This is a genomic window from Ruegeria sp. YTSC106, assembly GCF_059609765.1.
In genome coordinates, this window is record NZ_JBXWMI010000007.1 from 122,913 (window position 1) to 148,413 (window position 25,501).

General features: G+C 58.3%; 26 protein-coding genes. 13 read left to right on the top strand and 13 right to left on the bottom strand.

The features are described from left to right. The first annotated feature begins 37 nt into the window (after positions 1–37). Positions 38–2,581 carry a TIGR02302 family protein gene (locus tag AC2FEB_RS11650; protein WP_496884072.1) on the top strand — a complete coding sequence of 848 codons (2,544 nt, stop codon included), beginning with the start codon at positions 38–40 and terminating at the stop codon, positions 2,579–2,581. 3 nt (positions 2,582–2,584) lie between these two features. On the opposite strand, the gene AC2FEB_RS11655 is transcribed toward AC2FEB_RS11650, so the two are convergent. After that, positions 2,585–3,325, bottom strand: coding sequence for a zinc-ribbon domain-containing protein (locus AC2FEB_RS11655; protein ID WP_496672353.1), 741 nt, complete (start codon positions 3,323–3,325; stop codon positions 2,585–2,587). Positions 3,326–3,507: 182 nt separating this feature from the next. Here AC2FEB_RS11655 and AC2FEB_RS11660 point away from each other — a divergent pair, with 182 nt between their 5' ends. Genes AC2FEB_RS11660 through AC2FEB_RS11675 form a run of 4 tightly spaced genes read left to right on the top strand, consistent with a single transcriptional unit; the run spans position 3,508 to position 6,413 of the window. After that, complete coding sequence (locus AC2FEB_RS11660) at positions 3,508–4,185, top strand: cell division ATP-binding protein FtsE (protein WP_117872870.1); 678 nt, start codon at positions 3,508–3,510, stop codon at positions 4,183–4,185. Continuing rightward, positions 4,182–5,081: a cell division protein FtsX gene (locus AC2FEB_RS11665; protein ID WP_299899166.1), complete on the top strand. Its 900-nt coding sequence runs from the start codon at positions 4,182–4,184 to the stop codon at positions 5,079–5,081. Before AC2FEB_RS11660 ends, AC2FEB_RS11665 begins: the two co-directional genes overlap by 4 nt. Next, complete coding sequence (locus tag AC2FEB_RS11670) at positions 5,081–5,821, top strand: lysophospholipid acyltransferase family protein (protein WP_496884073.1); 741 nt, start codon at positions 5,081–5,083, stop codon at positions 5,819–5,821. Before AC2FEB_RS11665 ends, AC2FEB_RS11670 begins: the two co-directional genes overlap by 1 nt. Further along, positions 5,808–6,413: a pyridoxamine 5'-phosphate oxidase family protein gene (locus AC2FEB_RS11675; protein WP_496672345.1), complete on the top strand. Its 606-nt coding sequence runs from the start codon at positions 5,808–5,810 to the stop codon at positions 6,411–6,413. The genes AC2FEB_RS11670 and AC2FEB_RS11675 overlap by 14 nt, the downstream gene beginning before the upstream one ends. 20 nt (positions 6,414–6,433) lie before the next feature. Here the strand turns inward: AC2FEB_RS11675 and AC2FEB_RS11680 are convergent, their stop codons facing one another. Next, positions 6,434–7,027: an NAD(P)H-dependent oxidoreductase gene (locus AC2FEB_RS11680; protein ID WP_299899163.1), complete on the bottom strand. Its 594-nt coding sequence runs from the start codon at positions 7,025–7,027 to the stop codon at positions 6,434–6,436. Between the two features lie 100 nt (positions 7,028–7,127). On the opposite strand from AC2FEB_RS11680, the gene AC2FEB_RS11685 reads away from it, so the two are divergent. Continuing rightward, positions 7,128–7,706 (top strand): TetR/AcrR family transcriptional regulator, encoded by a 579-nt coding sequence (locus AC2FEB_RS11685; RefSeq protein WP_299899161.1) that lies wholly within the window; start codon positions 7,128–7,130, stop codon positions 7,704–7,706. Between the two features lie 21 nt (positions 7,707–7,727). Here AC2FEB_RS11685 and lpdA read toward each other — a convergent pair whose 3' ends face one another. The 9 genes from lpdA to sucC form a co-directional block, all read right to left on the bottom strand. Next, the gene (gene lpdA / locus AC2FEB_RS11690) at positions 7,728–9,116 is read right to left on the bottom strand and encodes a dihydrolipoyl dehydrogenase (protein WP_117870374.1); all 1,389 of its coding nucleotides are present in this window, start codon (positions 9,114–9,116) and stop codon (positions 7,728–7,730) included. Positions 9,117–9,188: 72 nt separating this feature from the next. Then, positions 9,189–9,458, bottom strand: a complete 270-nt coding sequence (locus AC2FEB_RS11695; protein WP_117870372.1) for a hypothetical protein — start codon at positions 9,456–9,458, stop codon at positions 9,189–9,191. 2 nt (positions 9,459–9,460) lie between these two features. Beyond that, on the bottom strand, positions 9,461–10,978 hold the full coding sequence (gene odhB, locus AC2FEB_RS11700; protein ID WP_496672339.1) for a 2-oxoglutarate dehydrogenase complex dihydrolipoyllysine-residue succinyltransferase: 1,518 nt from the start codon (positions 10,976–10,978) through the stop codon (positions 9,461–9,463). A 3-nt stretch (positions 10,979–10,981) separates the two neighbouring features. Beyond that, entirely contained in the window at positions 10,982–13,939 is a 2,958-nt protein-coding gene (locus AC2FEB_RS11705) for a 2-oxoglutarate dehydrogenase E1 component (RefSeq protein WP_496672336.1), read from the bottom strand. Further along, the gene (locus AC2FEB_RS11710) at positions 13,936–14,478 is read right to left on the bottom strand and encodes a DUF805 domain-containing protein (protein WP_117870366.1); all 543 of its coding nucleotides are present in this window, start codon (positions 14,476–14,478) and stop codon (positions 13,936–13,938) included. The genes AC2FEB_RS11705 and AC2FEB_RS11710 overlap by 4 nt, the downstream gene beginning before the upstream one ends. Next, positions 14,475–15,116: a hypothetical protein gene (locus AC2FEB_RS11715; protein WP_162896827.1), complete on the bottom strand. Its 642-nt coding sequence runs from the start codon at positions 15,114–15,116 to the stop codon at positions 14,475–14,477. Before AC2FEB_RS11715 ends, AC2FEB_RS11710 begins: the two co-directional genes overlap by 4 nt. Positions 15,117–15,164: 48 nt before the next feature. Continuing rightward, positions 15,165–16,046, bottom strand: a complete 882-nt coding sequence (sucD, locus tag AC2FEB_RS11720; protein WP_117870362.1) for a succinate--CoA ligase subunit alpha — start codon at positions 16,044–16,046, stop codon at positions 15,165–15,167. 13 nt (positions 16,047–16,059) lie between these two features. Beyond that, complete coding sequence (locus tag AC2FEB_RS11725) at positions 16,060–16,887, bottom strand: glycosyltransferase family 25 protein (RefSeq protein ID WP_496672332.1); 828 nt, start codon at positions 16,885–16,887, stop codon at positions 16,060–16,062. A gap of 97 nt (positions 16,888–16,984) precedes the next feature. Then, on the bottom strand, positions 16,985–18,178 hold the full coding sequence (gene sucC / locus AC2FEB_RS11730) for an ADP-forming succinate--CoA ligase subunit beta (protein ID WP_117870358.1): 1,194 nt from the start codon (positions 18,176–18,178) through the stop codon (positions 16,985–16,987). A gap of 392 nt (positions 18,179–18,570) precedes the next feature. On the opposite strand from sucC, the gene AC2FEB_RS11735 reads away from it, so the two are divergent. Further along, positions 18,571–19,563, top strand: coding sequence for a zinc transporter ZntB (locus AC2FEB_RS11735; protein WP_496672329.1), 993 nt, complete (start codon positions 18,571–18,573; stop codon positions 19,561–19,563). Between the two features lie 122 nt (positions 19,564–19,685). Here AC2FEB_RS11735 and mdh read toward each other — a convergent pair whose 3' ends face one another. Next, on the bottom strand, positions 19,686–20,648 hold the full coding sequence (gene mdh, locus AC2FEB_RS11740) for a malate dehydrogenase (RefSeq protein ID WP_117870353.1): 963 nt from the start codon (positions 20,646–20,648) through the stop codon (positions 19,686–19,688). Between the two features lie 161 nt (positions 20,649–20,809). Here mdh and AC2FEB_RS11745 point away from each other — a divergent pair, with 161 nt between their 5' ends. Beyond that, positions 20,810–21,565 (top strand): sulfite exporter TauE/SafE family protein, encoded by a 756-nt coding sequence (locus tag AC2FEB_RS11745; protein WP_496672326.1) that lies wholly within the window; start codon positions 20,810–20,812, stop codon positions 21,563–21,565. Here AC2FEB_RS11745 and AC2FEB_RS11750 read toward each other — a convergent pair whose 3' ends face one another. Continuing rightward, complete coding sequence (locus tag AC2FEB_RS11750; protein ID WP_496672323.1) at positions 21,566–21,871, bottom strand: hypothetical protein; 306 nt, start codon at positions 21,869–21,871, stop codon at positions 21,566–21,568. It abuts the gene before it with no gap. A gap of 171 nt (positions 21,872–22,042) precedes the next feature. Between AC2FEB_RS11750 and AC2FEB_RS11755 the strand changes: the two genes are divergently transcribed. The 5 genes from AC2FEB_RS11755 to AC2FEB_RS11775 are packed head-to-tail and all read left to right on the top strand — an operon-like array spanning position 22,043 to position 25,425. Further along, complete coding sequence (locus AC2FEB_RS11755; RefSeq protein ID WP_496672320.1) at positions 22,043–22,900, top strand: HpcH/HpaI aldolase/citrate lyase family protein; 858 nt, start codon at positions 22,043–22,045, stop codon at positions 22,898–22,900. A gap of 6 nt (positions 22,901–22,906) precedes the next feature. After that, positions 22,907–23,461 carry an NnrU family protein gene (locus tag AC2FEB_RS11760; protein ID WP_496672317.1) on the top strand — a complete coding sequence of 185 codons (555 nt, stop codon included), beginning with the start codon at positions 22,907–22,909 and terminating at the stop codon, positions 23,459–23,461. 12 nt (positions 23,462–23,473) lie between these two features. Beyond that, positions 23,474–23,680 carry a DUF1737 domain-containing protein gene (locus AC2FEB_RS11765; protein WP_496672315.1) on the top strand — a complete coding sequence of 69 codons (207 nt, stop codon included), beginning with the start codon at positions 23,474–23,476 and terminating at the stop codon, positions 23,678–23,680. After that, positions 23,680–24,708, top strand: coding sequence for a MaoC family dehydratase (locus tag AC2FEB_RS11770; protein WP_496672312.1), 1,029 nt, complete (start codon positions 23,680–23,682; stop codon positions 24,706–24,708). The genes AC2FEB_RS11765 and AC2FEB_RS11770 overlap by 1 nt, the downstream gene beginning before the upstream one ends. Positions 24,709–24,762: 54 nt before the next feature. Continuing rightward, positions 24,763–25,425 carry a DUF1194 domain-containing protein gene (locus AC2FEB_RS11775; protein ID WP_117870340.1) on the top strand — a complete coding sequence of 221 codons (663 nt, stop codon included), beginning with the start codon at positions 24,763–24,765 and terminating at the stop codon, positions 25,423–25,425. Positions 25,426–25,501: the final 76 nt, after the last annotated feature.

Consider the following 25,501-nt stretch of genomic DNA (forward strand, 5'->3'; position numbering starts at 1 on the left):
CGCGATAACCGCGCGGGCCAAACCCCGGAGGCCCGTCTTGTCCGACCGTTCCAACCTGCCCATTCCGCGCCTGTCCCTGTGGCTGACCCATGTCGGCATGGTGGCCGAACAGGTGCTGCGCGCATTCTGGCCGGTGTTCTCGATTGTACTGGTTCTGCTTGCGGCGTTGATGCTGGGGCTTCAGGACCACGTTTCGGTGGAAATCGTCTGGGGTGCCGGTGCGCTGGCGTTTTTGTCGCTTTTCGTGGCAGTTGCTCTAGGCCTGCGAAAGTTCAATCTACCCTCGCGCGCGGACGCTCTGATACGTCTGGATGAGACTCTTCCAGGCCGGCCGGTTCAGGCCTTGTTGGATGATCAGGCCATCGGTGCGGCCGATCGGGATTCCGTGGCGCTATGGCAAGCGCATAAAACCCGGATGGCGCAACGGGTCGCGACGGCCGAGCCTGTCAAACCAGACCTTCGGTTGGCATCGCGAGATCCGTGTGCGCTGCGCTACGCGGCATTGCTGGCTTTTGTCGTAGCGCTGGTTTTCGGCTCTTTGTGGCGCGTGGGGTCGGTGGTGGATATGGCACCGGGTACTGCAGCCGCCGGGCAAGGACCGACTTGGGAAGGATGGGTTGAACCACCCCGTTACACGGGCCTTCCGACGCTGTACCTCGCGGATCAAACGGATGCGGAGCTTTCCGTGCCCAAAGGCAGCCGCATTACCTTACGGCTTTACGGCGAGGTTGGCGCACATAGCCTGACCGAAAACAGCTCAGCCCTGGGCGTCGAAGCTGCGACCGACCCAGAGCAGGAATTCGTGGCCGAACGCTCTGGTCAATTGCGCATCGACGGGCCTTCGGGGCGGGAATGGGTCGTTGATATCATTGACGACACGGCACCACAGATAGCCGTGGCCGGATCGGCTGAGGCCGAGGCGGGCGGGCAGATGAAGCTGCCATTCGTCGCAGGAGATGACTATGGTGTGGTTTCAGGTTCAGCCCGGATTGAACTGGATCTGGCTGCCGTTGATCGCCGTTATGGTCTGGCAGCAGAGCCCGAACCACGGGAAGCCATCGAGATTGAACTGCCGATGCCGATCACGGGCGACCGGGCGGACTTTGCCGAAGATCTGATCGAGGACTTCTCGCAACACCCCTGGGCGCATTTGCCGGTCCGGATCACTTTGATGGCTACGGACGCGGCGGATCAGCAATCTTCCTCCGAACCACATGTGACCGACCTGCCGGCCCGACGGTTTTTTGATCCGTTGGCTGCTGCGGTGGTCGAACAACGGCGTGATCTGCTCTGGTCGCGCTCCAACGCGCCTCGCATCGCGCAACTGCTGCGGGCTGTGTCTCATCTGCCAGAGGACCTGTTTCGTTCGGACACTGCCTATTTGCGCTTGAGGGTCGTACTGCGGCGGCTTGAGACCTTTGATCAATACGGGTTGAAACCTGAACAGCAGGCAGAGATCGCTCAGGCACTCTGGGATCTTGCCGTGTTGATCGAGGATGGCACGCTGGCGGATGCGCTGGAACGAATGCGCCGCGCGCAGGAACGTCTGACCGAAGCGATGCAGAACGGGGCCAGCGACGAAGAAATCGCGGAACTGATGCAGGAATTGCGCGAAGCGACGCAGGATTACCTCCAGCAGTTGCAGCGGCTGGCTCAGCCCAATGGCGAAGATGGCGAGCGTCAGCCCGGCCAGAACGGCGAATCCCTGCAAATGACGCAGGATGACCTGCAACGAATGATGGACCGCATTCAGGAACTTATGGAACAGGGCCGGATGGCCGAGGCCCAGCAGGCATTGGAAGAGTTCCAGCAGATGATGGAAAACATGCGTGTGACCCAGGGACAGGGTCAGGGCCAGCAGTCCGAGGGTCAGCAGGCCATGGAAGGATTGGCGGAAACCCTGCGCGAACAGCAAGGTCTGAGCGATCAGGCCTTCCGTGATTTGCAGGAACAGTTCAACCCCGGCGCCCAATCCGGTGAAAGCCAGGGCAATGAGGGGCGCAACGGCGGGCAGGGCCGGGGGCAAAGCCACGAAGGTCAGGGCGGTCAGGGGGAAGGCTCGGATCAGGCTGGCGAAGGCCAGCAGGGTCAAGGTTCACTTGCGGATCGTCAGCAGGCTCTGAGAGATGAGCTGGGCCGCCAGCAACAGGGGCTGCCCGGCGCAGGCACACCCGAAGGCGACGCTGCGCGTGAGGCGCTTGACCGGGCCGGGCGTGCGATGGACGAGGCGGAACAAGCCCTGCGCGGTGACGATCTGGCGGAAGCCATCGATCAGCAATCCGAAGCCATGGAAGCGTTGCGTGAAGGCATGCGGTCGCTGGGCGAGGCGATGGCGCAGAACCAGCAAAACCAACCGGGTCAGGGAACGCAGGATGGCGATATGCAAGCCAATAACCGCGATCCACTGGGCCGAAACCCGGGTGCCGCCGGTTCGATTTCAACGGATGAGAATCTGCTGCAAGGCGAAGACGTGTACCGCCGGGCGCGGGAACTGCTGGATGAAATCCGACGCAGAACCGGGGAATCGGACCGCCCCCAGATCGAACTGGAATACCTGAAACGTTTGTTGGAGCGGTTCTAGACCTTAGTTCTGGGTGCCCGACCCAACCTGTGCTTCAAGCCAGATTCGCGCCTGATCCAAAAGTGACACATATGAACTGAGCAACGGTTCGGTCTGGGGGATCACATCGCTGATCTGTTGGGCATTTCCATAGATCAGATACAGAATCACGCCGATGATCAGCATCAGCGCAAAACCGCGTAAGAACCCTCCCGATTTGCGCGGTGTTTGCGCGGCCTCTTCCGGCTCATCTGATCGCATAGAGGAATTGATTGCCTCGACATCCGGTAACGCGTCTTTCTGCCCGGCATCAACTGCGGTTTCCGAAGCCGAAGGCCGTTTGGGTCGCACCTTGGGCTCTGGCGGCGTATCCAGTCCCAGATCGGGCTGGCTCTCAAGGCTACTGCCTTCTTGCGACCGAAGTTCCGCTTCGCGAGCAGCTTCTTCTTTCAGAATGCTGGCAACGGAAGGATCGACATTTCCGGTGGACGCAACGGGTTCGTCAACTTCGGGCTTATCTTCGGATACCACCTCTTCAACAGGTTCCGGTTCTGCATCCTGCTGAGCTTCGACCACGTCGGACGATGCGTCATCCGTTGCAGGCCCTTCTGCTTTGTCGTCTGGTGTGCTTGCGGGCTCCGTGGGGTGCTTCGCTTGAAACCAGGTCTGATCGCAGTTGGAACACTGCACGTCGCGGCCTTCCTCGGGGATGACCTCGTCAGGAACCTCGTACTGCGCACTGCAATTCGGACATGTAAGACGCATGCTGCCTCCTCAGCCGGGTGAAGGGCCGATAATAGTTTTTTCAGGAATGATATTCCGTTAAGACCCAACAGCAAAGAGCGTTTTCGGTTTCACGGGTCAAGTGTCACCAATTGGACTCGGTAGAGCCATTGAAACCAAGACCATGCTCGGGCAAGAAGAGCGGCAAAATAATGGGGGCACGTGTGATCGAGCTGGAAAATGTCAGCTACACCTACGGTGGCGGTGAGTTGCTGAGCGATGTCTCGGTGCAATTGCAGCCGGGTTCGTTTCACTTTCTGACCGGGCCTTCCGGGACGGGTAAGACCACGCTGCTCAAGCTGTGTTATGGCGCCTTGCTACCAACTTCGGGGCGGTTGAGCGTGTTTGATCAGGATATTTCAGCCCTTGATCGCGACCAGCTGGCGGTACTGCGCCGCCGCGTGGGTGTCGTGCATCAGGATTGTCAGTTCCTTGACCACATGACGCTCGCCGAAAACGTCGCGTTGCCTCTGATGGTGTCCGGGCGCGCGGAATCATCCGAGCAGGACAACCTGAGTGAACTGCTCAGCTGGGTGGGTCTTGGAGCCAGGCTTGAAGCCCGTCCACCCGAACTGTCCGGAGGCGAACGCCAAAGGGCTGCTCTGGCGCGCGCCGTTATCCTGTCGCCTGATGTGGTTTTGGCGGATGAGCCGACAGGCAACGTTGACTGGGAGATGTCGCAACGGCTGCTGCGTCTTCTGATTGAGTTGAATCGGATGGGCAAAACCGTCCTGATCGCAACCCATGACCTGAGCCTGATCCGCGCGGCCAAAAGCCAGGTGCAGGCGCGTGTCTTGCGTATTTCGCAGCGCAAGCTGCAACTGGCGGGGGCGGATCTATGATCAGCCCTGACCTGCGAAATCTGTTGCGTGGCGACAAGCGGGCAGACCGGGTTGTTCCCCCAACGGGATACACGGCGCACCTGACCCTGTTTGTCGCGGGTGCGATGGCGTTTCTTGCAGTATTCGCTTTGGCCCTTTCTCTGGCGTCGGGGCGCATTGCAGATCGTTGGGCTTCGGAACTGGCCGGAGCCGCAACCCTGCGTATCAACGCGCCCGCGGAACAGCGCGCAGCCCAGACCGAGGCTGCGTTGACGGTTCTTAGCCAAACGCCCGGCGTGGCCTCGGCCCGTGCTTTGACGCAGGAAGAGCAGGCGGCGTTGCTTGCCCCGTGGTTCGGGCCGGATCTGCCGCTGGATACGCTGCCCGTGCCGCAACTTATCGAGATCATTGAAACCGAACCGGGCATTGATGTGGCCGGGTTGCGTTTGCGGTTGGGGGCAGAGGTGCCGGGCGCCGTACTGGATGATCATTCTCGATGGCGGGAACCTCTGGTTGATGCGGCGATGTCCCTGCGTCGTCTGGGGTGGATTTCGATCCTGCTGATCGGCGGTGCGACCGCGGCCATGATTACCCTTGCCGCCAATGCCTCGCTTGCCGCCAATGCCCAGATCATCGAAGTGCTGCGCCTGGTCGGCGCACGCGACGGGTTCATAGCGGGGGCATTCGTAAGGCGGTTCACATATCGCGCGTTTTTCGGGGCTTCGGTCGGTACATTGCTGGGGATGACAGGTGTCCTGTTGTTGCCCGAAGCCTCGGACACGGGCGGTTTTCTGACCGGCGTGGGCTTTCAGGGCAAAGACTGGGTGTTGCCGGTACTTATCCCGATCCTTGGTGCCATGGTCGCGTTTTTTGCCACCTGGGCTGCGGCCCGACGCAAATTGAAGGAGCTTTCCTGATGTTGATGGCTGTTCAATGGGTCCGGTCGTTGATCTTCATGATCGTGATCTACGCCTGGATGCTGATCCTTGGCATTGTTTTTCTGCCCTACGCGCTGTTTTCCAAGGCTGGCGCCCTGAAGGCGTGCAAGACCTACGCGCGCAGTACGATGTGGCTGGCCCGCTGGATGGTTGGCATCCGGAGTGAAGTGCGAGGTACAGCCCCAACGAATGAGGTGGTCATAGCGGCAAAACACCAGTCATTTCTTGATATCATCCTGATTTTCGATGCCATTCCGCACGGCAAGTTCATTATGAAGCGTGAGCTCTTGTTTACGCCCGTCATTGGCATGTATGCACGACGTCTCGGCTGCATTCCGGTCAATCGTGGCAAGCGCGGTGCCGCCGTGGCCAAGATGGTCAAGGATGTATCGAAGGAGTTCTCGGAACCCGGTCAGCTTGTGATTTACCCGCAAGGAACACGCGTGGCGCCCGGTGCAAAGAAGCCTTACAAGGTTGGAACTGCAGTTCTTTACGAAGGACTCGGTTTTCCCTGCGTTCCGGTCGCAACGAATGCCGGCGTCTTCTGGCCCCGCACAGGTGTCATGCGCAAACCGGGCCTTGCGATCGTGCATTTCCTGGACCCGATCGAGCCGGGTGTTGGTCGGGACGACTTCCTTGCCCGGCTGGAAGAGGTGATCGAAACACGTTCTAACGAGTTGATGCGGGAAGTTGGGTTTGATCCGGATGGAGCACATTAGTGACATTGAAACGCTTGAAGCGTTGTATGGTCGGCCCGGCGCGCCGTCCTTGCGAAAGGTCGTTCGTCAACTGACGCCTCTCTATCGCAAGTGGATTCTCGCATCACGCCTCTGTGTTCTCAGCACCGTTGGTCCTGAAGGTGTGGATGGCAGCCCTCGGGGTGATGATGGCCCGGTGGTGAAAGAGTTGGATGAGAATACGCTGGCGCTACCGGACTGGCGCGGCAACAACCGTCTGGACAGTCTGCGCAATATCGTACGCGACCCACGTGTTTCGCTCATGTTCTTTGTTCCGGGGTCCAACAACGTCGTTCGGGTGAATGGGTTGGCGTTTGTAACGGTAGATGAGGGGCTGCGACATCAATTTGAAAAGGGCGGCAAACGCCCGGCGACTGTTATCGTCGTTAAAATCGCCGAGATTTACAGCCAATGTGCCCGTGCTCTGATCCGGGCGCGTATCTGGTCCAGCGGTGATGAAAGCGGCAATCTTCCCACGATAGGTCAGCTTCTGTCCGAGGCATCAGGTGGTGCGGAAGGCGGCGCGCAATATGACGAGGAATGGTCTGCACGCGCCGCAAAAACGATGTGGTAGATCTGGGTGGCGGCAGTGGCTCAAACCGCAGCGGCTCCGATCCTGGATACTTTTTCAATCCAGCGATCAACGTTGCCGGGCTTGGGATAGCTTGCGCCAGCAAAATAGGTGAACCGCGTTGGTTTGAAGCCGACGAACCCAAGGATCTGGTCCCGTACCTGACGGATAAGCGCCTGCCGGTATATCAGGCGCATGAACCATCCCGGCGTGTCTGAGGTCAGGATGACGCGTGCAGTACGCCCAGTCAGCATGGGCGCCGGGAACCCGATCTTTGTCGTATTCCGGGTGTCGAAAGTCCGCCCGGGGATAAATGTCCGGTCGATCAGTCCCTTGAGTTTCGCGGGAAGGCCGCCCCACCACATCGGTGTGGTCAAAACCAGATGGTCGCTCCACTCAAAGTCTTGCAGCACTTGTTCCAGAACCGGCTCAAGCGGTTTGAAATCGTGGTAATTGCCCTGACCGAAATCAAAATCGAACTGCAGATCGCTCAGATGGACCAACCGGACGTCATGGCCCTTTTTACGGGCGGCGTCTCCATACGTTTCGGCGAATATTCGTGACAGGCTGCTTTCTGCGGGGTGTCCGTCAAGGATGAGGATTTTCTTCGATTGCATTGTGATTCTCCTGAAAATGACCGTGGTCAGTTTGTAGGTAAAAAAATGACCACGGTCAATATAAATTTGACCACGGTCAAAAACTGTGCAATTGAGAGGTATGCAAAAGACGATCCAGAAACGTACGATCAAGACCCGCGCCAAGCTTCTCTCGGCTGCCGAAGAGGTTATCCAAAATGGCGGATATGAAGCTTTGCGGGTGGAAGACGTTGTGAAGGCTGCAGGTGTTGCGAAGGGCACCTTCTTTGCGCATTTTCGCGACAAGGATGCGCTTATGGAAATTCTGATCGCGGACAAGCTGAATGCGTGTTTGGATCAGGCCGAGGCCGGAACTTCACCCAAAACTGTTGCAGAGATCATCATGGCGCTGGAGCCGGTTCACAGTTTCATGACGTCCGAGCGGTATGTATTCGATCTGTTGATCAGGTATTCCGGTGCAACGGCTGTCGCTGAGATAGGACCGGTCGCCTATTGCTTTGAGAGATATTTCCGTGTCGTGATGCTGTGGCTCGAAGCTGCAGAGGTGCGAAAGGACGTGCCATGCGAGTTATTGGCCGAAGGTGTGCAGGCTTTCGCCATTCAGGCCATGTCACTAAAGTTTTGCGCGTTGCATTCAGCGACGACATTTACAGACAGGTTGGAGACCTATCTGGATGCCTGGTTGACCCCGACAGGCTGATCGCTGCCGGGGTCAAGGTTGTCAGCTGTGGATCGGGCCGTCGCCGCAAGCCAGTGCCGCTTCACGCACCGCTTCGGAATAGGTCGGGTGCGCGTGGCAGGTCAGGGCCAGATCCTCGGCGGATGCGCCGAATTCCATGGCGACGCAGACCTCGTGGATCAGATCGCCCGCAGCCGGACCGATGATATGGGCGCCAAGGATACGGTCGGTCTCTTTGTCTGCCAGAATCTTTACGAAACCGTCAGAGGCAAAGTTGGCTTTGGCGCGGCCATTGCCCATGAACATGAACTTGCCGACCTTGTAGGCACGACCCTGTTCCTTGAGCGTCGCCTCGGTCTCACCGACATTGGCGACTTCGGGCCACGTATAGATCACGCCCGGAATGACACCATAATTCACATGGCCATGCTTGCCGGCGACCACTTCGGCGGCGGCCATGCCTTCATCTTCGGCCTTGTGGGCCAACATCGGGCCTTCGATCACGTCGCCAATGGCATAAATGCCAGGTACGTTGGTTTGCCAATCCGCACCCACCTTGATCTGCCCGCGCGGGGTCATCTCGACTCCCAGCGCATCCAGCCCCAGCCCGTCGTAAAAAGGTTTGCGGCCCGTGGCCACCAGCACGGTATCGGCGTCGATCACATGCTCGCTGTCGTCCTTGAGCAGCTTGTAGGTCACCTTGGCCTTGGTCTTGGTTGCTTCGGTTTTCTGCACCGCCGCACCCATGATGAAATTCAACCCCTGTTTCTTGAGGATACGCTGGAATGTCTTCTGCACTTCCGGGTCCATGCCGGGGGTGATTTCCTTGAGAAACTCGATCACGGTTACTTCAGCACCCAAACGGCTGTAGACCGATCCCAGTTCAAGACCGATCACACCCGCGCCGATCACCACCATCTTTTTGGGGATCTTGCCCAGAGACAGCGCACCGGTGGACGTCACGACCACCTTCTCATCCACTTCGACACCAGGCAGCGAGGACGGTTCGGAGCCTGAAGCGATGATGATGCTCTTGGCCTCGTGCACCTCATCGCCCACTTTGACCTGACCGGCGGCAGGGATCGATCCCCAGCCTTTCAGCCAGTCGATCTTGTTCTTCTTGAACAGGAACTCAATGCCCTTGGTGTTGCCCTCGATCACCTCATCCTTGTAGGCTTGCATCTGCTTCCAATCGACCGAAGGGCTTTTGCCCTTCAGGCCCATCTTGGCAAAGTTGTGTTCGGCTTCGTGCAACTGATGGCTGGCATGCAGCAAAGCTTTCGAGGGGATGCAGCCCACATTCAGGCAAGTACCACCCAGCGTTTCGCGCCCCTCGACAACAGCAGTCTTCAGACCCAGTTGAGCGCAGCGGATCGCGCAGACATAGCCGCCGGGTCCGGCGCCGATTACGATGACGTCATAATTTGCCATTAGATTCTCCTAAACCGACCGGACGATCCGGTGCTTCCCCGACCCGATTTGGTGGGTCAGGAATATCTTTTGTCAAACGGGTTCCAGCAGCTTGATCGAGATATGCGCAATGCCGCCTCGCTCGTGGTGCATTGCCAATTCCTCGGACCCGAAAAAGGCGCGCGCCTTTTCCAGATCCGTAACCTCGAACATCGCGATTGCATGGTCCTTCTGATCGGGATCGCGCCAGACATGCAGGTCGCGGATACCCGAGGCCTTGCGCATCGGCTTGTCCTCGCGGAACACTTTCAGCCAGGCGTCGAAATCGGCCACATCAGCCTGCCAGAGTACATGTGTCGCCATGGTTACAGATCCATCAGCAGGCGGCGGGGGTCTTCCAGCGCCTCTTTCACACGAACCAGGAACGTCACCGCGCCTTTGCCGTCAACGATCCGGTGGTCATAAGACAGGGCCAGATACATCATCGGGCGGATCTTGATCTCGCCATTGATGACCATCGGTCGTTCTTGGATCTTGTGCATGCCAAGAATGCCCGACTGCGGGGGGTTCAGGATCGGCGACGACATCAGCGACCCGTAAACACCACCGTTCGAGATGGTGAAGGTGCCGCCCTGCATCTCGGCCATTGAAAGCTTGCCATCGCGGGCGCGCTTGCCCTTTTCGGCGATGGCTTTTTCGATGGCTGCAAAGGACATGCTGTCCGCGTCGCGAATGACCGGTACGACCAGACCCTGCGGCGTGCCGGCAGCAACGCCCATGTGAACGAAGTTCTTGTAGACGATGTCGGTGCCATCGATCTCGGCATTGACCTCTGGCACTTCTTTCAGGGCATGGCAGCAGGCCTTGGTGAAGAAGGACATGAAGCCCAGGCGCACGCCGTGCTTCTTCTCGAACTGGTCCTTGTACTGATTGCGCAGGGCCATCACCTCGGTCATGTCCACCTCGTTATAGGTGGTCAGGATCGCGGCGGTGTTCTGCGCATCCTTCAGGCGCTTGGCAATTGTCTGACGCAGACGAGTCATCCGTACGCGTTCTTCGCGGGCCGCGTCTTCGGCAGCAACCGGTGCGCGTGGAGCCTGAGCCGCTGGTGCAGACGCAGAAGCCGCAGGTGCCGGAGCAGAAGCGGCTGCAACCGCCTTGGCAACGTCTTCCTTCATGATACGGCCATCGCGACCGGTGCCGGTGACCTGATCGGCTGACAACCCGGCTTCTGCCATCGCCTTTTCAGCCGATGGTGCGTTTGCAACATCTTTGCCGGTGCTTGCCGCTGCAGAAGCTGTCGCCGCCGCAGGAGCTGGCGCAGGAGCTGCGCCAGCGGCCGCGCCAGAGATGACTGCCAGCTTTGCGGTTGCATCCACGGTTGCACCTTCCGGCGCGACAATCTCTGCCAGAACACCGGAAGCCGGGGCCGGTACTTCGACCGAGACTTTGTCGGTTTCCAACTCACACAACATCTCGTCCTGCGCGACGCTGTCGCCGACTTGCTTGAACCAGGTTGAAACAGTTGCTTCCGTCACGGATTCGCCAAGTGTCGGAACCATCACGTCAACCGACCCGCCAGATGCGGCAGGTGCGGCCTCCGGAGCTGCTGCGGCTGTTGCTGGGGCAGGCGTGGCTGCGCCTTCGCCGGCAGTAATCGTCGCCAGCAGAGCATCGACACCAACCGTTTCGCCTTCGGCGGCTACAATCTCACCCATCACACCAGCAGAGGGAGAGGGCACTTCGACCGTGACCTTGTCAGTCTCCAGCTCACACAGCATCTCATCCACGGCGACCGCATCACCGGGCTTTTTGAACCATGTTGCAACAGTGGCTTCGGTGACCGACTCGCCAAGCGTGGGAACACGAACTTCAATCGTCATCGCTTATTTTCCTTCGATGCTCAGCGCTTCGTTAACCAGCGCTTCTTGTTGGGCTTTGTGTTGGCTGGCCAGGCCCGTTGCGGGCGAAGCCGAGGTTGCGCGACCGACGTAAGCCGGACGGGTATGTTTCGCGCCGATCCGGGACAGAACCCATTCGATATTGGGCTCAATAAAGGTCCAGGCGCCTTGGTTTTTGGGCTCTTCCTGACACCAGACCATTTCGGCATTCTTGAATCGTTCAAGCTCGTTGATCAGCGAATGTGCCGGGAAGGGATAGAACTGTTCGATCCGCATCAAGTAGACGTCGTCAATACCACGTGCATCGCGTTCCTCCAGCAGATCAAAATAGACTTTGCCGGAACACATCACCACGCGTTTGATCTTGTCATCCGCCACCAGCTTGGTGTCGGAATTACCCTTCTGTGCATCATCCCACAGCACGCGGTGGAAGCTGGAGCCGGTGGTAAAATCCTCGGCCGTGCTGACCGCCAGCTTGTGGCGCAGCAACGATTTAGGCGTCACCAGAATCAACGGCTTGCGGAACGTCCGATGCAGTTGGCGACGCAGGATGTGGAAATAGTTCGCGGGCGTGGTGCAGTTCGCCACGATCCAGTTGTCCTGACCGCACATTTGCAGGAACCGCTCAAGCCGCGCGGATGAGTGTTCGGGGCCCTGTCCTTCAAACCCGTGCGGCAACAGCGTGACCAAACCGGACATCCGCAGCCATTTCGATTCACCAGAACTGATGAACTGGTCGAACATGATCTGCGCGCCGTTGGCGAAGTCCCCGAACTGGGCTTCCCATAGAACAAGTGCATTGGGTTCGGCCAGCGAGTATCCGTATTCGAACCCAAGCACTGCATATTCGGACAGCATCGAGTCGATCACTTCGTACTGCGATTGGCCTGCGCGAATGTTGTTCAGCGGGTAGTACCGCTCTTCGGTTTCCTGATGAATGAACCCCGAATGGCGCTGGCTGAAGGTGCCGCGCGTGGCGTCCTGGCCAGAAAGGCGTACCGGGTACCCCTCGGTCAGCAATGACCCGAAGGCCAGCGCCTCACCAGTGGCCCAGTCAAAGCCTTTACCGGTTTCAAACATCTGCTTCTTGTGCTCAAGCAGCCGACCGACCGTCTTGTGCATGGCAAATCCGCTCGGTACGCGGGTCAGGGCGCCACCCATTTCGGCCAGAGTGTCCGGCGCGATCGCCGTCTCGCCGCGCATGTATTCGTCTTTGTTCTTGTCCAGATGCGACCAGCGCCCGTCCAGCCAATCGGCCTTGTTGGGTTTATAGTCTTTACCGGCCTCGAATTCGTCGTTCAGATGGGCCTGGAAGGCCGCTTTCATATCCTCGATTTCACCTTCGGGGATTAGGCCATCCTTGACGAGGCGTTCTGTGTACAGAGACAGCGTGGTCTTATGCGTCTTGATCTTCTTGTACATGATCGGGTTGGTGAACATGGGCTCGTCGCCCTCGTTGTGACCAAACCTGCGGTAGCAGAAGATATCCAAAACCACATCCTTGTGGAATTTCTGGCGGAACTCGGTCGCCACCTTGGCTGCATGAACAACCGCTTCGGGGTCATCCCCGTTCACGTGGAAAATCGGTGCTTCGACCATCAGCGCGATATCCGTCGGATATGGGCTGGAGCGTGAGAAATGCGGCGCGGTGGTAAAGCCGATCTGGTTGTTCACCACGATGTGCATTGTCCCGCCGGTGCGATGCCCGCGCAGACCGCTCAGGCCAAAGCCTTCGGCCACGACGCCCTGACCGGCAAAGGCCGCATCCCCATGCAGCAGAATGGCCATGACCCTGGTGCGATCAGTGTCGCCCAATTGATCCTGCTTGGCGCGGACCTTGCCCAGAACCACAGGGTTCACCGCCTCAAGGTGCGACGGGTTTGCAGTCAGCGACAGGTGTACGCTGTTGCCGTCGAACTCGCGGTCGCTTGAGGCACCCAGATGGTACTTCACATCACCCGAGCCATCCACGTCTTCGGGCTTATAGCTGCCGCCCTGGAATTCGTTGAAGATGGCGCGATAGGGCTTGCCCATTACGTTGGCTAGAACATTCAGACGACCGCGGTGCGGCATGCCGATGACGATATCGCTGAGACCCAGCGCGCCACCCCGTTTGATGATTTGCTCCATCGCCGGAATAAGCGCCTCACCGCCATCGAGACCAAAGCGCTTGGTGCCCATGTACTTGACGTGAAGGAATTTCTCAAAGCCTTCGGCCTCGACCATCTTGTTCAGAATGGCTTTGCGGCCTTCCTTGGTGAACTGGATTTCCTTGCCATAGCCCTCAATGCGCTCTTTCAGCCATGCGGCCTCTTCCGGGTTTGAGATATGCATGTATTGCAGCGCAAAAGTGCCGCAATAGGTCCGCTTCACGATCTCGACGATCTGCCGCATCGAGGCGACCTGCAGCCCCAGCACGTTGTCGATGAAGATCGGACGGTCCATGTCCGCATCGGTGAAGCCGTAGGTTTTGGGATCCAGTTCCGGATGATTGCTGGCCGCGCGCATGCCCAGCGGATCCAGATCGGCGGCCAGATGACCCCGGATCCGGTAGGCCCGGATCAGCATCAGGGCGCGCAGGCTGTCCAGCACGGCGCGCTTGATCTGGTCATCGCTGACCTCAACACCTTTGGCCTCGGCCTTGTCCTTGATCTTCTTGCCCGCCGCCTTGGCGTCAATCTCGGCCCACTCACCGGTCAGCGCACCGGTCAGATCATCGGCCGGCATCGGAGGCCAGTCCGTGCGCGCCCACGAAGGCCCTTCGGCCTCACGCTGAACATCAGGCGCGGCGTCACCCATGGCCTTGAAGAACTCGACCCAGGCAGCGTCTACCGCACCGGGGTTCTTGGTGTACTGCGCATAAAGCTGTTCCAGGTATTCGGCGTTGTGCCCCTGCATGAAGCTGGAGGCATGAAAGGCAGTATTGGGCGAGTGTTCGGTCATTGGGCTACCTCATGTGGGTTGGGACCGTATTGATTGGTGCCTGGTTGACTGGGGCGGGTCAGCCACCACAGCACCAGAAGGGGCGACACCACCAGAACGATAAGTGTCGGGATGACGATCAGCAATGTTGCGCGGGTAAACATAATGTCCAGAGTGCCACCATGCTGGAAATGAGAGGCGAGGCCGATGCCGAAGATCAGAACCGCAAACGCCCCGAGGATCAGCAGGATCGGCAGCAAAGCATAAAGCCCGCTGCGCCCGGTATCATGCATCCGTCGCCACGCGACAGCCAGATGCGGGAAGAAAACGATCAGGCTGACGATACTTTGCACCGGTTGCGAAGAAGTGGCGGTAACGGATTTGACCTCATCGCTTTCTGTGATCGCGACCTGAGTGAAGAACTGCCAGTCAATGATCCCGGCGATGATGCTCCAGATCAGGATGAACAGGAAAAAGAACCAGTACTCAGACCGCGAGGCACGACCCGAGAAGGTGAAGAACTTGGAGAAACAGGTTTGGATGGCGTCCGAGAAGGTCATCGTGACTTCTCCGGTCGCTTTGTGGTTACAGTTGTGAAAACTGACGATACATCAAATTCTGGGTCTGAGGCAGATTGCATTCGATGTATGTTCAGGATCGCGCCGTTCTTGCTTCTTTTGAACGTATCATTTTCGGAAGACTGGGACCGAAGATGAAGAACTGGCGGAAGGGATTTGGGGTCGCGGTCCGAGTCCACTAGTAACTTTTCAAAAGTAGTTGGAGAGTCTTCTTCTTTGAGCGCCAGAACACAGTTGGTTTGCTCGAACTCTCCATTCTTGTAGCTCTCGACACGCAAAACGCTTCCGGTTTGGTCACGAACAAACCATCTGTCCTTCTTTTCGGAACCATCAACTATCTTCAAATTGCGCGCACCTGTCGCATTGGTGAGAGCTAACTCCCAAGTGCTTGCGATGCGCGTGTCTGAGTAGTCGCCAGTGCCGAAGTGATTTGGTAAATAGGTGGCTGCATAAGACCGGATTGCACTGTCATCAAGATTTGCAGGCACCTGGGGCGTCCACCCAACTTGAATAAGCGCATCTGTCAGTATGGCCAGATCGGTTGCTGACTGGCATGCGCTAATGGCGTCTGAGGCCGGATCATAGTTTTCCGCACCAGCAGGTGCGGATGTGACTGCCAATAGGGCAGCCACTAAGCCTATTAAGGATTGACGGCCTCGGATCACGACTTACCCAATCGCTTCCAGCACAGCCTCGCCCAGTTGCGCCGGGCTTTCGGCCACGACGATACCGGCACTGCGCATAGCTTCGATCTTGTCCTCGGCACCGCCTTTGCCGCCAGCGACAATCGCGCCTGCGTGGCCCATGCGGCGGCCCGGAGGGGCTGTGCGGCCAGCGATGAACCCTGCAGTCGGTTTCTTGCGGCCTTTCTTGGCCTCGTCCGCCAGGAACTGCGCGGCTTCTTCCTCGGCCGAGCCGCCGATCTCACCGATCATGATGATCGACTCGGTTTCGTCATCGGCCAGGAACCACTCCAGAACGTCGATATGCTCCGTGCCTTTGATCGGGTCGCCGCCGATGCCGACGCAGGTGGACTGGCCCAGACCCACATCGGTGGTCTGCTTGACGGCCTCATAGGTCAGGGTGCCCGAACGCGACACAACGCCGACCGAGCCGCGCTTGTGGATGTGGCCGGGCATGATGCCGATCTTGCAGGCGTCGGGCGTGATGACACCGGGGCAGTTGGGGCCGATCAGGCGCGAGCTTGAGCCTTCCAGCGCCCGCTTCACCTTCATCATGTCCAGAACCGGGATGCCTTCGGTGATGCAGACGATCACTTCCATCTCGGCATCAATCGCTTCGAGAATCGAATCCGCGGCAAACGGCGGCGGTACATAGATCACCGAAGCGTTGGCTTCGGTCACGTGCTTGGCTTCGTGAACCGAGTTGAACACGGGCAAGCCCAGATGCTCCATCCCGCCTTTGCCGGGGGTTACGCCGCCGACCATCTTGGTGCCATAGGCAATGGCCTGTTCGCTGTGGAATGTACCCTGCGAGCCGGTAAAGCCCTGACAGATCACTTTGGTGTTTTCGTCGATGAGGACTGCCATTTTGTCCCTTTCTCTAGGCGGTGTTGGATTGATTGGGTTCAGTCGCCGGCAGAACCTGCGGCGCATAGGTAATCTTCTCGAGCGTGGCACGTCCCAAGGCAAGGTTGGCCGTCGTGCGAAGGCCGCTGCTGATTTCGGCGATGCCACGCCTAACTTTTTGCCGGATCAGGGGCCAGCCGTTGGGACGCGCGCGTGGCGCACCCATCTGGTATTCGCCGGGCGCTTCGTTGCCCTGTTCGACCATGGCCGGGATCACCTGATAGATGTTGATCTGACGCGCCGCCGGCGAGGCGGACGGGTTGAACAACAAACCATCCAGCGTAATGTCAAAGGGTTTCTGTGCCAGAAAGTGCCGGGCCGCTTCGCGTGTCAGCGCATAAGCTGCACCACCGGGATGGCGCGAGCGCATCAGGCGCAGTTCCCGTCCCAAATGGGACAACCGCTTGCGTCCAAGTGCCACGTAAAGCTTCGTGCTGCGCCAACGTTCGAACCGAACGATGTCGGCATCCTCTGGCCACCAGGACGGATCGTTCAGCCAGTCTGCCAGTTCCGGTGTCAGGAAAACATCATCCTCAAGGATCAAGGCCTGTTCCGCGCCCGAGGCAATCACCGCCTCCCACGCTTTGGCGTGGCTGAGGGTGCAAGCCATGTCCTTGGTATGGAAATAGCCCCAAGGTCCTTCCGCCCGGCATTCGCGCAGAAAATCCTCACGGGTGGCGGCATCGCAGTCAACAGCGTTGACGCGCGTCGCCGACAGGCCTGCCTTTTGCAGCTCCTGCTCCATCAAGCGCGCCCGCCCTGTGGCGCGTTCGAGGCCTATGAGGAAGATGGGGATGGTCATCAGATCGATTGCTTCTTTCGGCCTTGCGCGGCAGTGATTTGCAGCTTGGTATTTGCCGCGATGGGGCGGGCCCGAGGCCAGCCCCACTCAAACAAGCTTACCCCTTAACTGCCTTCACGATCTTCTCGGCACCGTCTTTCAGGTTGTCTGCCGCGATCACGTCCAGGCCAGAGGTGTTGATGATCTCTTTGCCCTTCTCGACATTCGTGCCTTCCAGACGGACGACCAGCGGCACTTTCAGGCCGACCTCTTTCACTGCGGCGACAACGCCCTCGGCGATCACGTCGCAACGCATGATGCCGCCGAAGATGTTGACCAGAATGCCTTTGACCTGCGGGTCCGAGGTGATGATCTTGAACGCCTCGGTCACTTTCTCTTTGGTGGCGCCGCCACCCACGTCGAGGAAGTTGGCAGGCTCTGCCCCATACAGCTTGATGATGTCCATGGTCGCCATCGCCAGACCGGCACCGTTGACCATGCAACCGATCTCACCATCCAGTGCGATGTAGTTCAGGTCGTATTTCGAGGCCTCCAGTTCCTTGGGATCTTCCTCGGTCGTGTCGCGCAACTCGGCGATGTCGGGGTGGCGGTAGACCGCGTTGCCGTCAAAACCGACCTTGGCGTCCAGTACTTTGAGGTCGCCCTTGTCGGACACGATCAGCGGGTTGATCTCCAGCATCTCCATGTCCTTCTCGACGAAGGCGGCATACAGCTGGCTCATCAGTTTGACGCATTGCTTGACCTGCGCGCCTTCCAGACCCAGCGAGAAGGCGATGCGGCGGCCGTGATAGGGCATGTAACCGGTGGCCGGATCGACCGAGAAGGACAGGATTTTCTCGGGCGTCGCGGCGGCTACTTCTTCGATATCCATGCCGCCCTCGGTCGAACAGACGAAGGAAATGCGGCTGGTCTGACGATCCACCAGCAGAGCCAGGTACAGTTCACGCTCGATGCCCGAGCCTGCTTCGATATAGATGCGGTTGACCTGCTTGCCCGCCGGACCGGTCTGATGAGTGACCAGCGTACGGCCCAGCATCTTTTTGGCTTCTTCAGCGGCTTCTTCAACCGACTTGGTCAGACGAACACCGCCTTTTTCACCGGCGTCGGCCTCTTTGAACGAACCCTTGCCGCGACCACCCGCGTGGATCTGTGCTTTGACAACCCAAAGCGGGCCGTCCAGCTCACCTGCTGCGGTTTTGGCTTCTTCGGCGCGCAACACTGCGCGACCATCGGACACCGGTGCGCCATAGCTGCGAAGGAGGGCTTTGGCCTGATATTCGTGAATGTTCATCGAAACTGTCCCGTCTGACTGCGTTTAAACGTTATAGGGGTGTTTAAACGTCAGATTTAAAGGGTTTTCTGACTCCTCGGGGCGATTAGCCAAAGATTTTCAACTTTTGTGATCACGGTTTTTTCGCGTGTGATCACAAATTCAGTGCGCGTCGACGCTTGATTCGACAATCCGAGGATTTGTGCAAAAAAACTCATTCTACGCTGCTCAGCTTACTGCTTACGCTAACAACATCGGTCACACTTGCGGAGCGTACACCGTATGCGAGCGCGGGAAAACGCAGCAGCGCTGACTGTCTCTGGCGTCGCTTGGGCTTGGCGGTCGTCAGTTGGTTGGATAGTGTCCCGATGCCGCAAGGTGCGGTAGATTGATAGCCAGAAGGGTCCAACAGGATGAATGCACAAGGCCACAGCCTTCCGGATGCCTTGACGATTGTCTTTGATGGTGCGGGTCGGGCGACGACGGTAAACGACGACAGTTTTCCGGTTTGGTCACCGCCGGAAACCGGGGTTGGGTTCGCATGGCAGCACCTGCGACTGGAAGCGCCAGCCACTCAATCGCTTCTGCGCGCCAGCGGGTTGGACGAATTTGTGATTGACGCGCTGATGGCTGACGAAACCCGGCCTCGGTGTACCGTACACGGTGACGGCGTCATCCTGAACCTGAGAGGCGTAAACCTGCTGCTGGATCAACTACCCGAAGATATGATTTCGGTCCGGATGTGGCTGACGGAAGCCAAAGTGATAGGTGTCTGGCGTCGGCCACTGGACGCGGTTTCCGATTTGCTGGCGTCGATAGAACGGGGGCAAGGCCCAAGAACACCCGGTGATTTTGTCGCGCGCATGGCGCTTCGGCTGGCCGACCGGGCCGAGCCGGCGATCACAGATCTAAACGAGCGCGTGGATGATCTTGAGGAAATCCTTTTGGAACCGGATGCCGATATCTCGCGGACAGAGCTTTCAGCGATCCGTCGGTCGTCGATTGTTCTGCGCGGTTACCTCGTACCCCAACGCGATGCGCTGACCACCTTGGAAATCGAAGACCTGCCCTGGCTCCAGGCGCAAGATCGGTCACGTTTACGCGAAGCATCGGAACGCATCTATCGGATCGGCGAGGACCTTGCCGCGGTTCGCGAACGAGTCCAGATCATTCATGACCAATTGATGGATCAGCGCGCCGAACGCATGAACAGCCGGATGCTAGTTCTGTCGGTCGTGAGTGCGGTGTTTCTTCCGCTAAGTCTGGTCGCGGGGGTTCTTGGGATCAATGTCGGCGGCGTGCCTGGTGCAAGCAACCCAAGCGCCTTCTGGGAGGTGTGTGTCCTGTTAGTCGTTTTAGGGGGGCTGCTTCTGGCCGTAGCTAGATGGTTAGGCATGTTCCGGTAGGTTGGGTTTAGGTCGGGCAATGTAAGTCGGGCAATGTAAAAAGCCCTGCCACAATCTCGGGCAGGGCTCTATTCTGTCCTGGCTCTCCTGTCGCCAGATCCACAGGCGACAGGGGTAGGCTACTATGCCAGCGAGCTGTCGATACCCTTGCAAGCGTCGATCAGACCCTTCACTGCGTTCACAGAGTTGTCGAAACCTGCCTGCTCGTCTTCGTTCAGCTTGATGTCAACGATACGCTCGACACCACCAGCACCGATGACGGTCGGAACGCCGACATAGAGGCCATCGACGCCCAGCTCGCCGTTGCAGTAGGCCGCGCATGGCAGAACGCGTTTCTGGTCTTTCAGATAGGCCTCGGCCATTTCGATCGCCGACGTGGCAGGCGCGTAATAGGCAGAACCGGTCTTCAACAGGCCAACAATTTCAGCGCCGCCGTCACGGGTGCGCTGCACGATGGCGTCCAGTTTCTCTTGCGTGGTCCAGCCCATCTCGACCAGATCAGGCAGCGGAATACCGGCAACCGTCGAGTAGCGTACCGACGGTACCATGGTGTCGCCGTGGCCGCCCAGCACGAATGCGGTGACGTCGCGCATCGAGACGTTGAACTCTTCCGACAGAAAATGTGCAAAGCGGGCCGAGTCAAGCACCCCAGCCATGCCACAAACCTTGTTGTGCGGCAGGCCCGAGAATTCACGCAGGGCCCAGACCATGGCATCCAGCGGGTTGGTGATGCAGATCACGAACGCATCGGGTGCGTGGGCAGCGATGCCTTCACCGACCGACTTCATGACCTTCAGGTTGATGCCCAGCAAATCATCGCGGCTCATGCCCGGCTTGCGGGCCACGCCTGCGGTCACGATGCACACATCCGCACCAGCGATATCGGCATAGTCGCTGGTGCCTTTCATCGAGGCGTCGAACCCTTCCGAAGGGCCGGATTCAGCGATGTCGAGCGCCTTGCCCTGCGGCAGCCCGTCTGCGATGTCAAACAGGACAACGTCACCCAGTTCTTTGACAGCTGCGAGATGTGCAAGCGTGCCGCCGATGTTCCCCGCGCCGATCAGCGCAATCTTGGGTCTGGCCATTTGGAATATCTCCGGTCGGTATTGAAATCGCGGCTGTGCTAGTCGTTAAAACGTCAATAGGCAAGGGTTCTGCGACGTGGCATACAACCGCATACCGTTTGCAGGCCCTGCTTTGATTGCGCTAAACGGCCTTTGAGATAAGCCAAAACCGGGACCGTCACATGTTCGAACTGAACCTGATGTTTTTTGCCGTGGCGATCCCGGCAGTGATCTTTGCCGGTATCTCAAAGGGTGGTTTCGGTTCTGGCGTGGCCTTTGCCTCTTCGTCGATTCTGGCCTTGATCCTGACGCCCGGGCAGGCTTTGGCCTTGATGCTGCCGATTCTGATGGTGATCGACGTGGCCACACTGGGTCCGTATTGGAGACGGTGGAGTTGGCCGGATTCACGTCTGCTGATTCTGGGCGCGGTACCCGGCGTGGCGATGGGTGCGTGGCTTTATCGTGCAACGGATGATGACCTGCTGCGCCTGCTGATCGGTGGCATCTCTGTCGGGTTCGTGATTTGGCACATGGCGCAATCGCAAGGTTGGGTGCGCGGGTTTGCCAGGCGACTGCCGCCGTCTTCTGGTCTTTTTGCCGGGCTGGTCGCGGGTTTCACAAGCTTCGTCAGCCACGCCGGCGGCCCCCCGGCGGCTGTCTATCTTTTGTCTCAACGGCTGACCAAAACCGAGTTTCAGGCCAGCACAGTATTGGTTTTCTGGGTGATCAATATCGCGAAATTTGTACCCTACGCTTATCTGGGCATGTTCACATGGCAGACGTTGTGGGCGGGCTTGTTGCTGACACCCTTTGCGATCTTGGGGGCATGGCTGGGCGTCCGGGCACATTTCATGTTGTCCGAACGCCTGTTCTTTGGGCTCGCCTATGTGCTGCTGACACTTACCGGCAGCAAGCTGATCTGGGACTCGTTTACCTGATCAGGCATTGGGGGGCAGCGCCTCGGCGACATCTTCAAAAGACTGACCCGAAGCCACAAGGCAGGTGATCCCGTTGGGCATGGTCACCGTGATGGTCCAGCTGCCGCTTTCGTTCGAGGCAAAAAGCTCCACTACTGCGCCTTTCCGGGCCAACCCCAAACCTCTGCGCGTTTCACCATAGGCCTCGAGCAACCGTTCCAGCACATCTTCTCGAGGCGCACAGTTTTGACCCTGAGCGTGCACGTGCTGCGCGGCCAGAACCATGATTCCAAGCCCCATTGTCATCTTGAACACCGTCTTTTGCATCCCGTACCCTTTTTCGGTTCCATCTGCCGATCAGGGTGGATGGCAAGGGACGAAATCCAGTTAAGGGAACGCACGTTGCGTCGGGCTTGCTGCAGTGCGGCGATTTTATGCTTGAACTTTACTGCAAAAAATGCCCCATTCCGCGCAACTTTATTTCAATGGGAGTGGTCCATGGATCCTCGTCAGCGCCCCTATCGTTCAGTTCTGTACATCCCTGGCTCGAAGGATAGAGCCCTGGAAAAGGCCCGCACTCTGCCCGTGGATGCGATCATCTTTGATCTGGAGGATGCAGTTGCAGCGGACGAAAAAGAAAACGCGCGCGAAACGCTGAAAGGCGCCCTGTCCGATGGGGGCTATGGCGCACGGGTCAAGATCGTCCGGATCAATGGGCTGGACACCGAATGGGGGCGTGCCGACGCCGAGGCGGTGCGCGACATGGATGCCGACGTTGTTCTGTTGCCCAAGGTGAATTCGGCGACCGACGTAGATGCATTGGCGGCGATCACCGGAGAATTGCCGATCTGGGCCATGATGGAAACACCGCGCGGAATGCTCAACGCGGCGGAAATCGCTGCGCATCCGCTGATGGCCGGGTTCGTGATGGGCACGAACGATCTGGCCAAAGAGCTGCAAACCCGCTTCCGTCCTGATCGCTTGCCGATGATGACTTCGCTGGGTCTGTGCCTGTTGGCTGCCAAAGCCGAGGGGTTGATCATCGTCGATGGCGTGTACAATGCTTTCAAGGATGCCGAGGGTCTGGCCGATGAGTGTGCACAAGGCCGAGACATGGGCTTTGATGGCAAAACGCTGATCCATCCGGCCCAGGTCGATGTGGCCAATAAAGCCTTTGCGCCATCGGATGATGAGATCGACCTGGCCCGCCGTCAAATCTCGGCATTTGAAGAGACCGAAGCGCAAGGGCAGGGTGTTGCTGTCGTGGATGGCAAGATTGTTGAAAATCTGCACGTTGTAACTGCCCGCGAAATTCTGGCAAAAGCAGAGGCAATATCAGCTTTGCAAGCGGGGTAAGCCAGCATGGGCTTTTTTCTTCTGATCTTGGGCGTCGCGTTGTGGTGGGCAGCTCATCTATTCAAACGTGTGGCACCCGAACGCCGCGCCGCAATGGGCGACGGGGGCAAAGGGGCAGTTGCTCTGGCACTGGTCGCGTCGATCCTGCTGATGGTGTTCGGCTATCGTATGACCGACTTCATCTATGTCTGGGCGCCGCCGACCTTCCTGATTCACGTCAATAATCTGTTGGTTCTTATCGCAATCTACATGATGAGCCCTGCAGGTACCAAAGGTCGGGTGCTGAACAAGTTTCGCCATCCGATGCTCGGCGGGTTCAAGCTGTGGGCCTTTGCGCATTTGCTGGTGAACGGAGATCTGGCTTCGATCATCCTGTTCGGCGGTCTTCTGGCATGGGCTGTGGTCGAAGTCATTGTAATCAACAAGTCCGAACCTGACTGGGCGCCGGGTGAACCCGGGACTTACGGCAAGGATGCGATGTTCTTTGTGGCGTCGATCGTGCTGCTGGGGATTATCGGATATATCCACGGCCTGGTCGGTCCGTCTCCGTTCGGCTCATGAGGACCTGACCCCATGGCGAAACTCTATCGTTTGTTGACCGAAGAGGACACGTCAGCCTTCTGTCACAAGGTGTCGGATGCGCTGGCAAAGGGATGGGAGTTGTATGGCGACCCGTCCTATACGTTCGATCCGTCCACCAACAAGATGCGCTGTGCGCAGGCCGTGACCAAAGAGGTCGTGCCCGATTATTCCCCCGACATGAAACTGGGACAGCAGTAATGGTAAAAACAAATCCGGGCCGATATTTCGAGGATTATTCCGTAGGGCAGGTACTGCAACACGCTGTGCCACGCACAGTGACCGAGGGCGAACGCGGTTTGTATCACGCGCTTTATCCCGCACGCCACGCTCTTTATTCCTCGGACGAATTTGCCCGGCATTGTGGTTTACCGGAAAGTCCGCTTGATGATCTGGCCGCGTTTCATCTGGTGTTCGGTAAGACAGTACCGGATGTCTCGCTGAACGCGGTTGCTAACCTTGGCTACGGCGAAGGCCGATGGCTGAAGCCTGTCTATGCCGGTGATACTCTGCGATCCGTGTCCGAGGTGATCGGGCTCAAGCAGAACTCCAACGGGAAAACGGGTGTGGTTTGGGTCCGTACCCGTGGATTGAACCAATTGGACGAAGTGGTCATCGAATATGTCCGTTGGGTCATGGTGCGCAAAGCAAACGTGGATGCGCCAGCGCCCGAAACGGTTATTCCCGAATTGAAGCAAGCGCTGACCGCTCAGGATCTGATCGTGCCTGAAGGCCTCGATTTCTCGAATTACGACTTCGCTTTGGCCGGTGAAGCGCATCGTTGGGGCGATTATGAAATCGGTGAGAAAATCGACCACGTGGACGGCGTCACCGTGGAAGAGGCCGAACATATGCTGGCCACGCGATTGTGGCAGAACACCGCCAAGGTGCATTTCGACCTGACGTTCCGCCCGGAAGGCAGGTTGATCTATGGTGGGCACGTGATCTCGATGGCGCGGACCTTGTCGTTCAATGGACTTGCGAACGCGCAGATGATTGTTGGCCTGAATGGTGGCGCACATGCCAACCCCTGTTTCGCGGGCGACACGATCAAGGCCTGGTCCGAAGTACTGGATAAAGCGGAAACCGGTGTTCCCGGCGTGGGTGCGATCCGTCTGCGCATGGTGGCGACCAAGGGCGGTGTTCCATTTGAGTTGAAGACCGACGAGGGGCGGTATTTGCCCGATGTGCTTCTGGACCTCGATTATTGGGCGCTCATGCCGCAATAGGAGAGCTGACGGTTATGTGAACCATTCGCGTGCAAGCCGTGCTAGGCTTGCACCATGCATCTTCTGCGCGCGATACTAGCCAGTATTTGTCTGGCCCCGTCGGCTCAGGCCTGCGATCTGGCATTGGCCCTGGCGGTGGACGTTTCCGGCTCGGTCGACAGCAACGAGTACCGCATACAGATGGACGGGTTGGCCGCCGGTCTGCGCGACCCGGTCGTGTCCGAGGCTTTGGTTCGTGGTCAGGCGCAGTTGATGCTGGTGCAATGGACCGGGTCATCGCGTCAGCAGGTCACGATCCCCTGGACCCGTATCGACAGTTTCTCTTCACTGGATCGTTTTGCCGATCAGGTTGCCGCAGATCCACGCATCTGGCGGAATTTCTCGACGGCGATAGGTGAGGCGTTGCACACGACTCTGGATGCTTTTGATGCCGTTTCAGATTGCAAACGACGTCTGATCGATCTGTCGGGGGACGGCGTATCCAATGAAGGGGTCGAACCAACGCAGGTTCATGCCGCTCTGCGGAACCGCGGCATTGTCGTAAATGCGTTGGCGATCGAAGAGAGTGAACCGGATCTGACGGCATATTTCTTTGAGAATGTCATTGTGGGCGAAGGTGCTTTTGTCGTTTCGGCCTCCGGGTTCGCCGACTACCCGGATAGAATTCGCAAAAAACTGCTGCGCGAAGTGACGCAGCAAACGGCTGGCCTTAAGTGACAGGCTGAGAGATTCGTGATCACATCGCTTTGGCCTTGAAATCGCTAACATTGATGAAGCAGAATGTAATATGTGA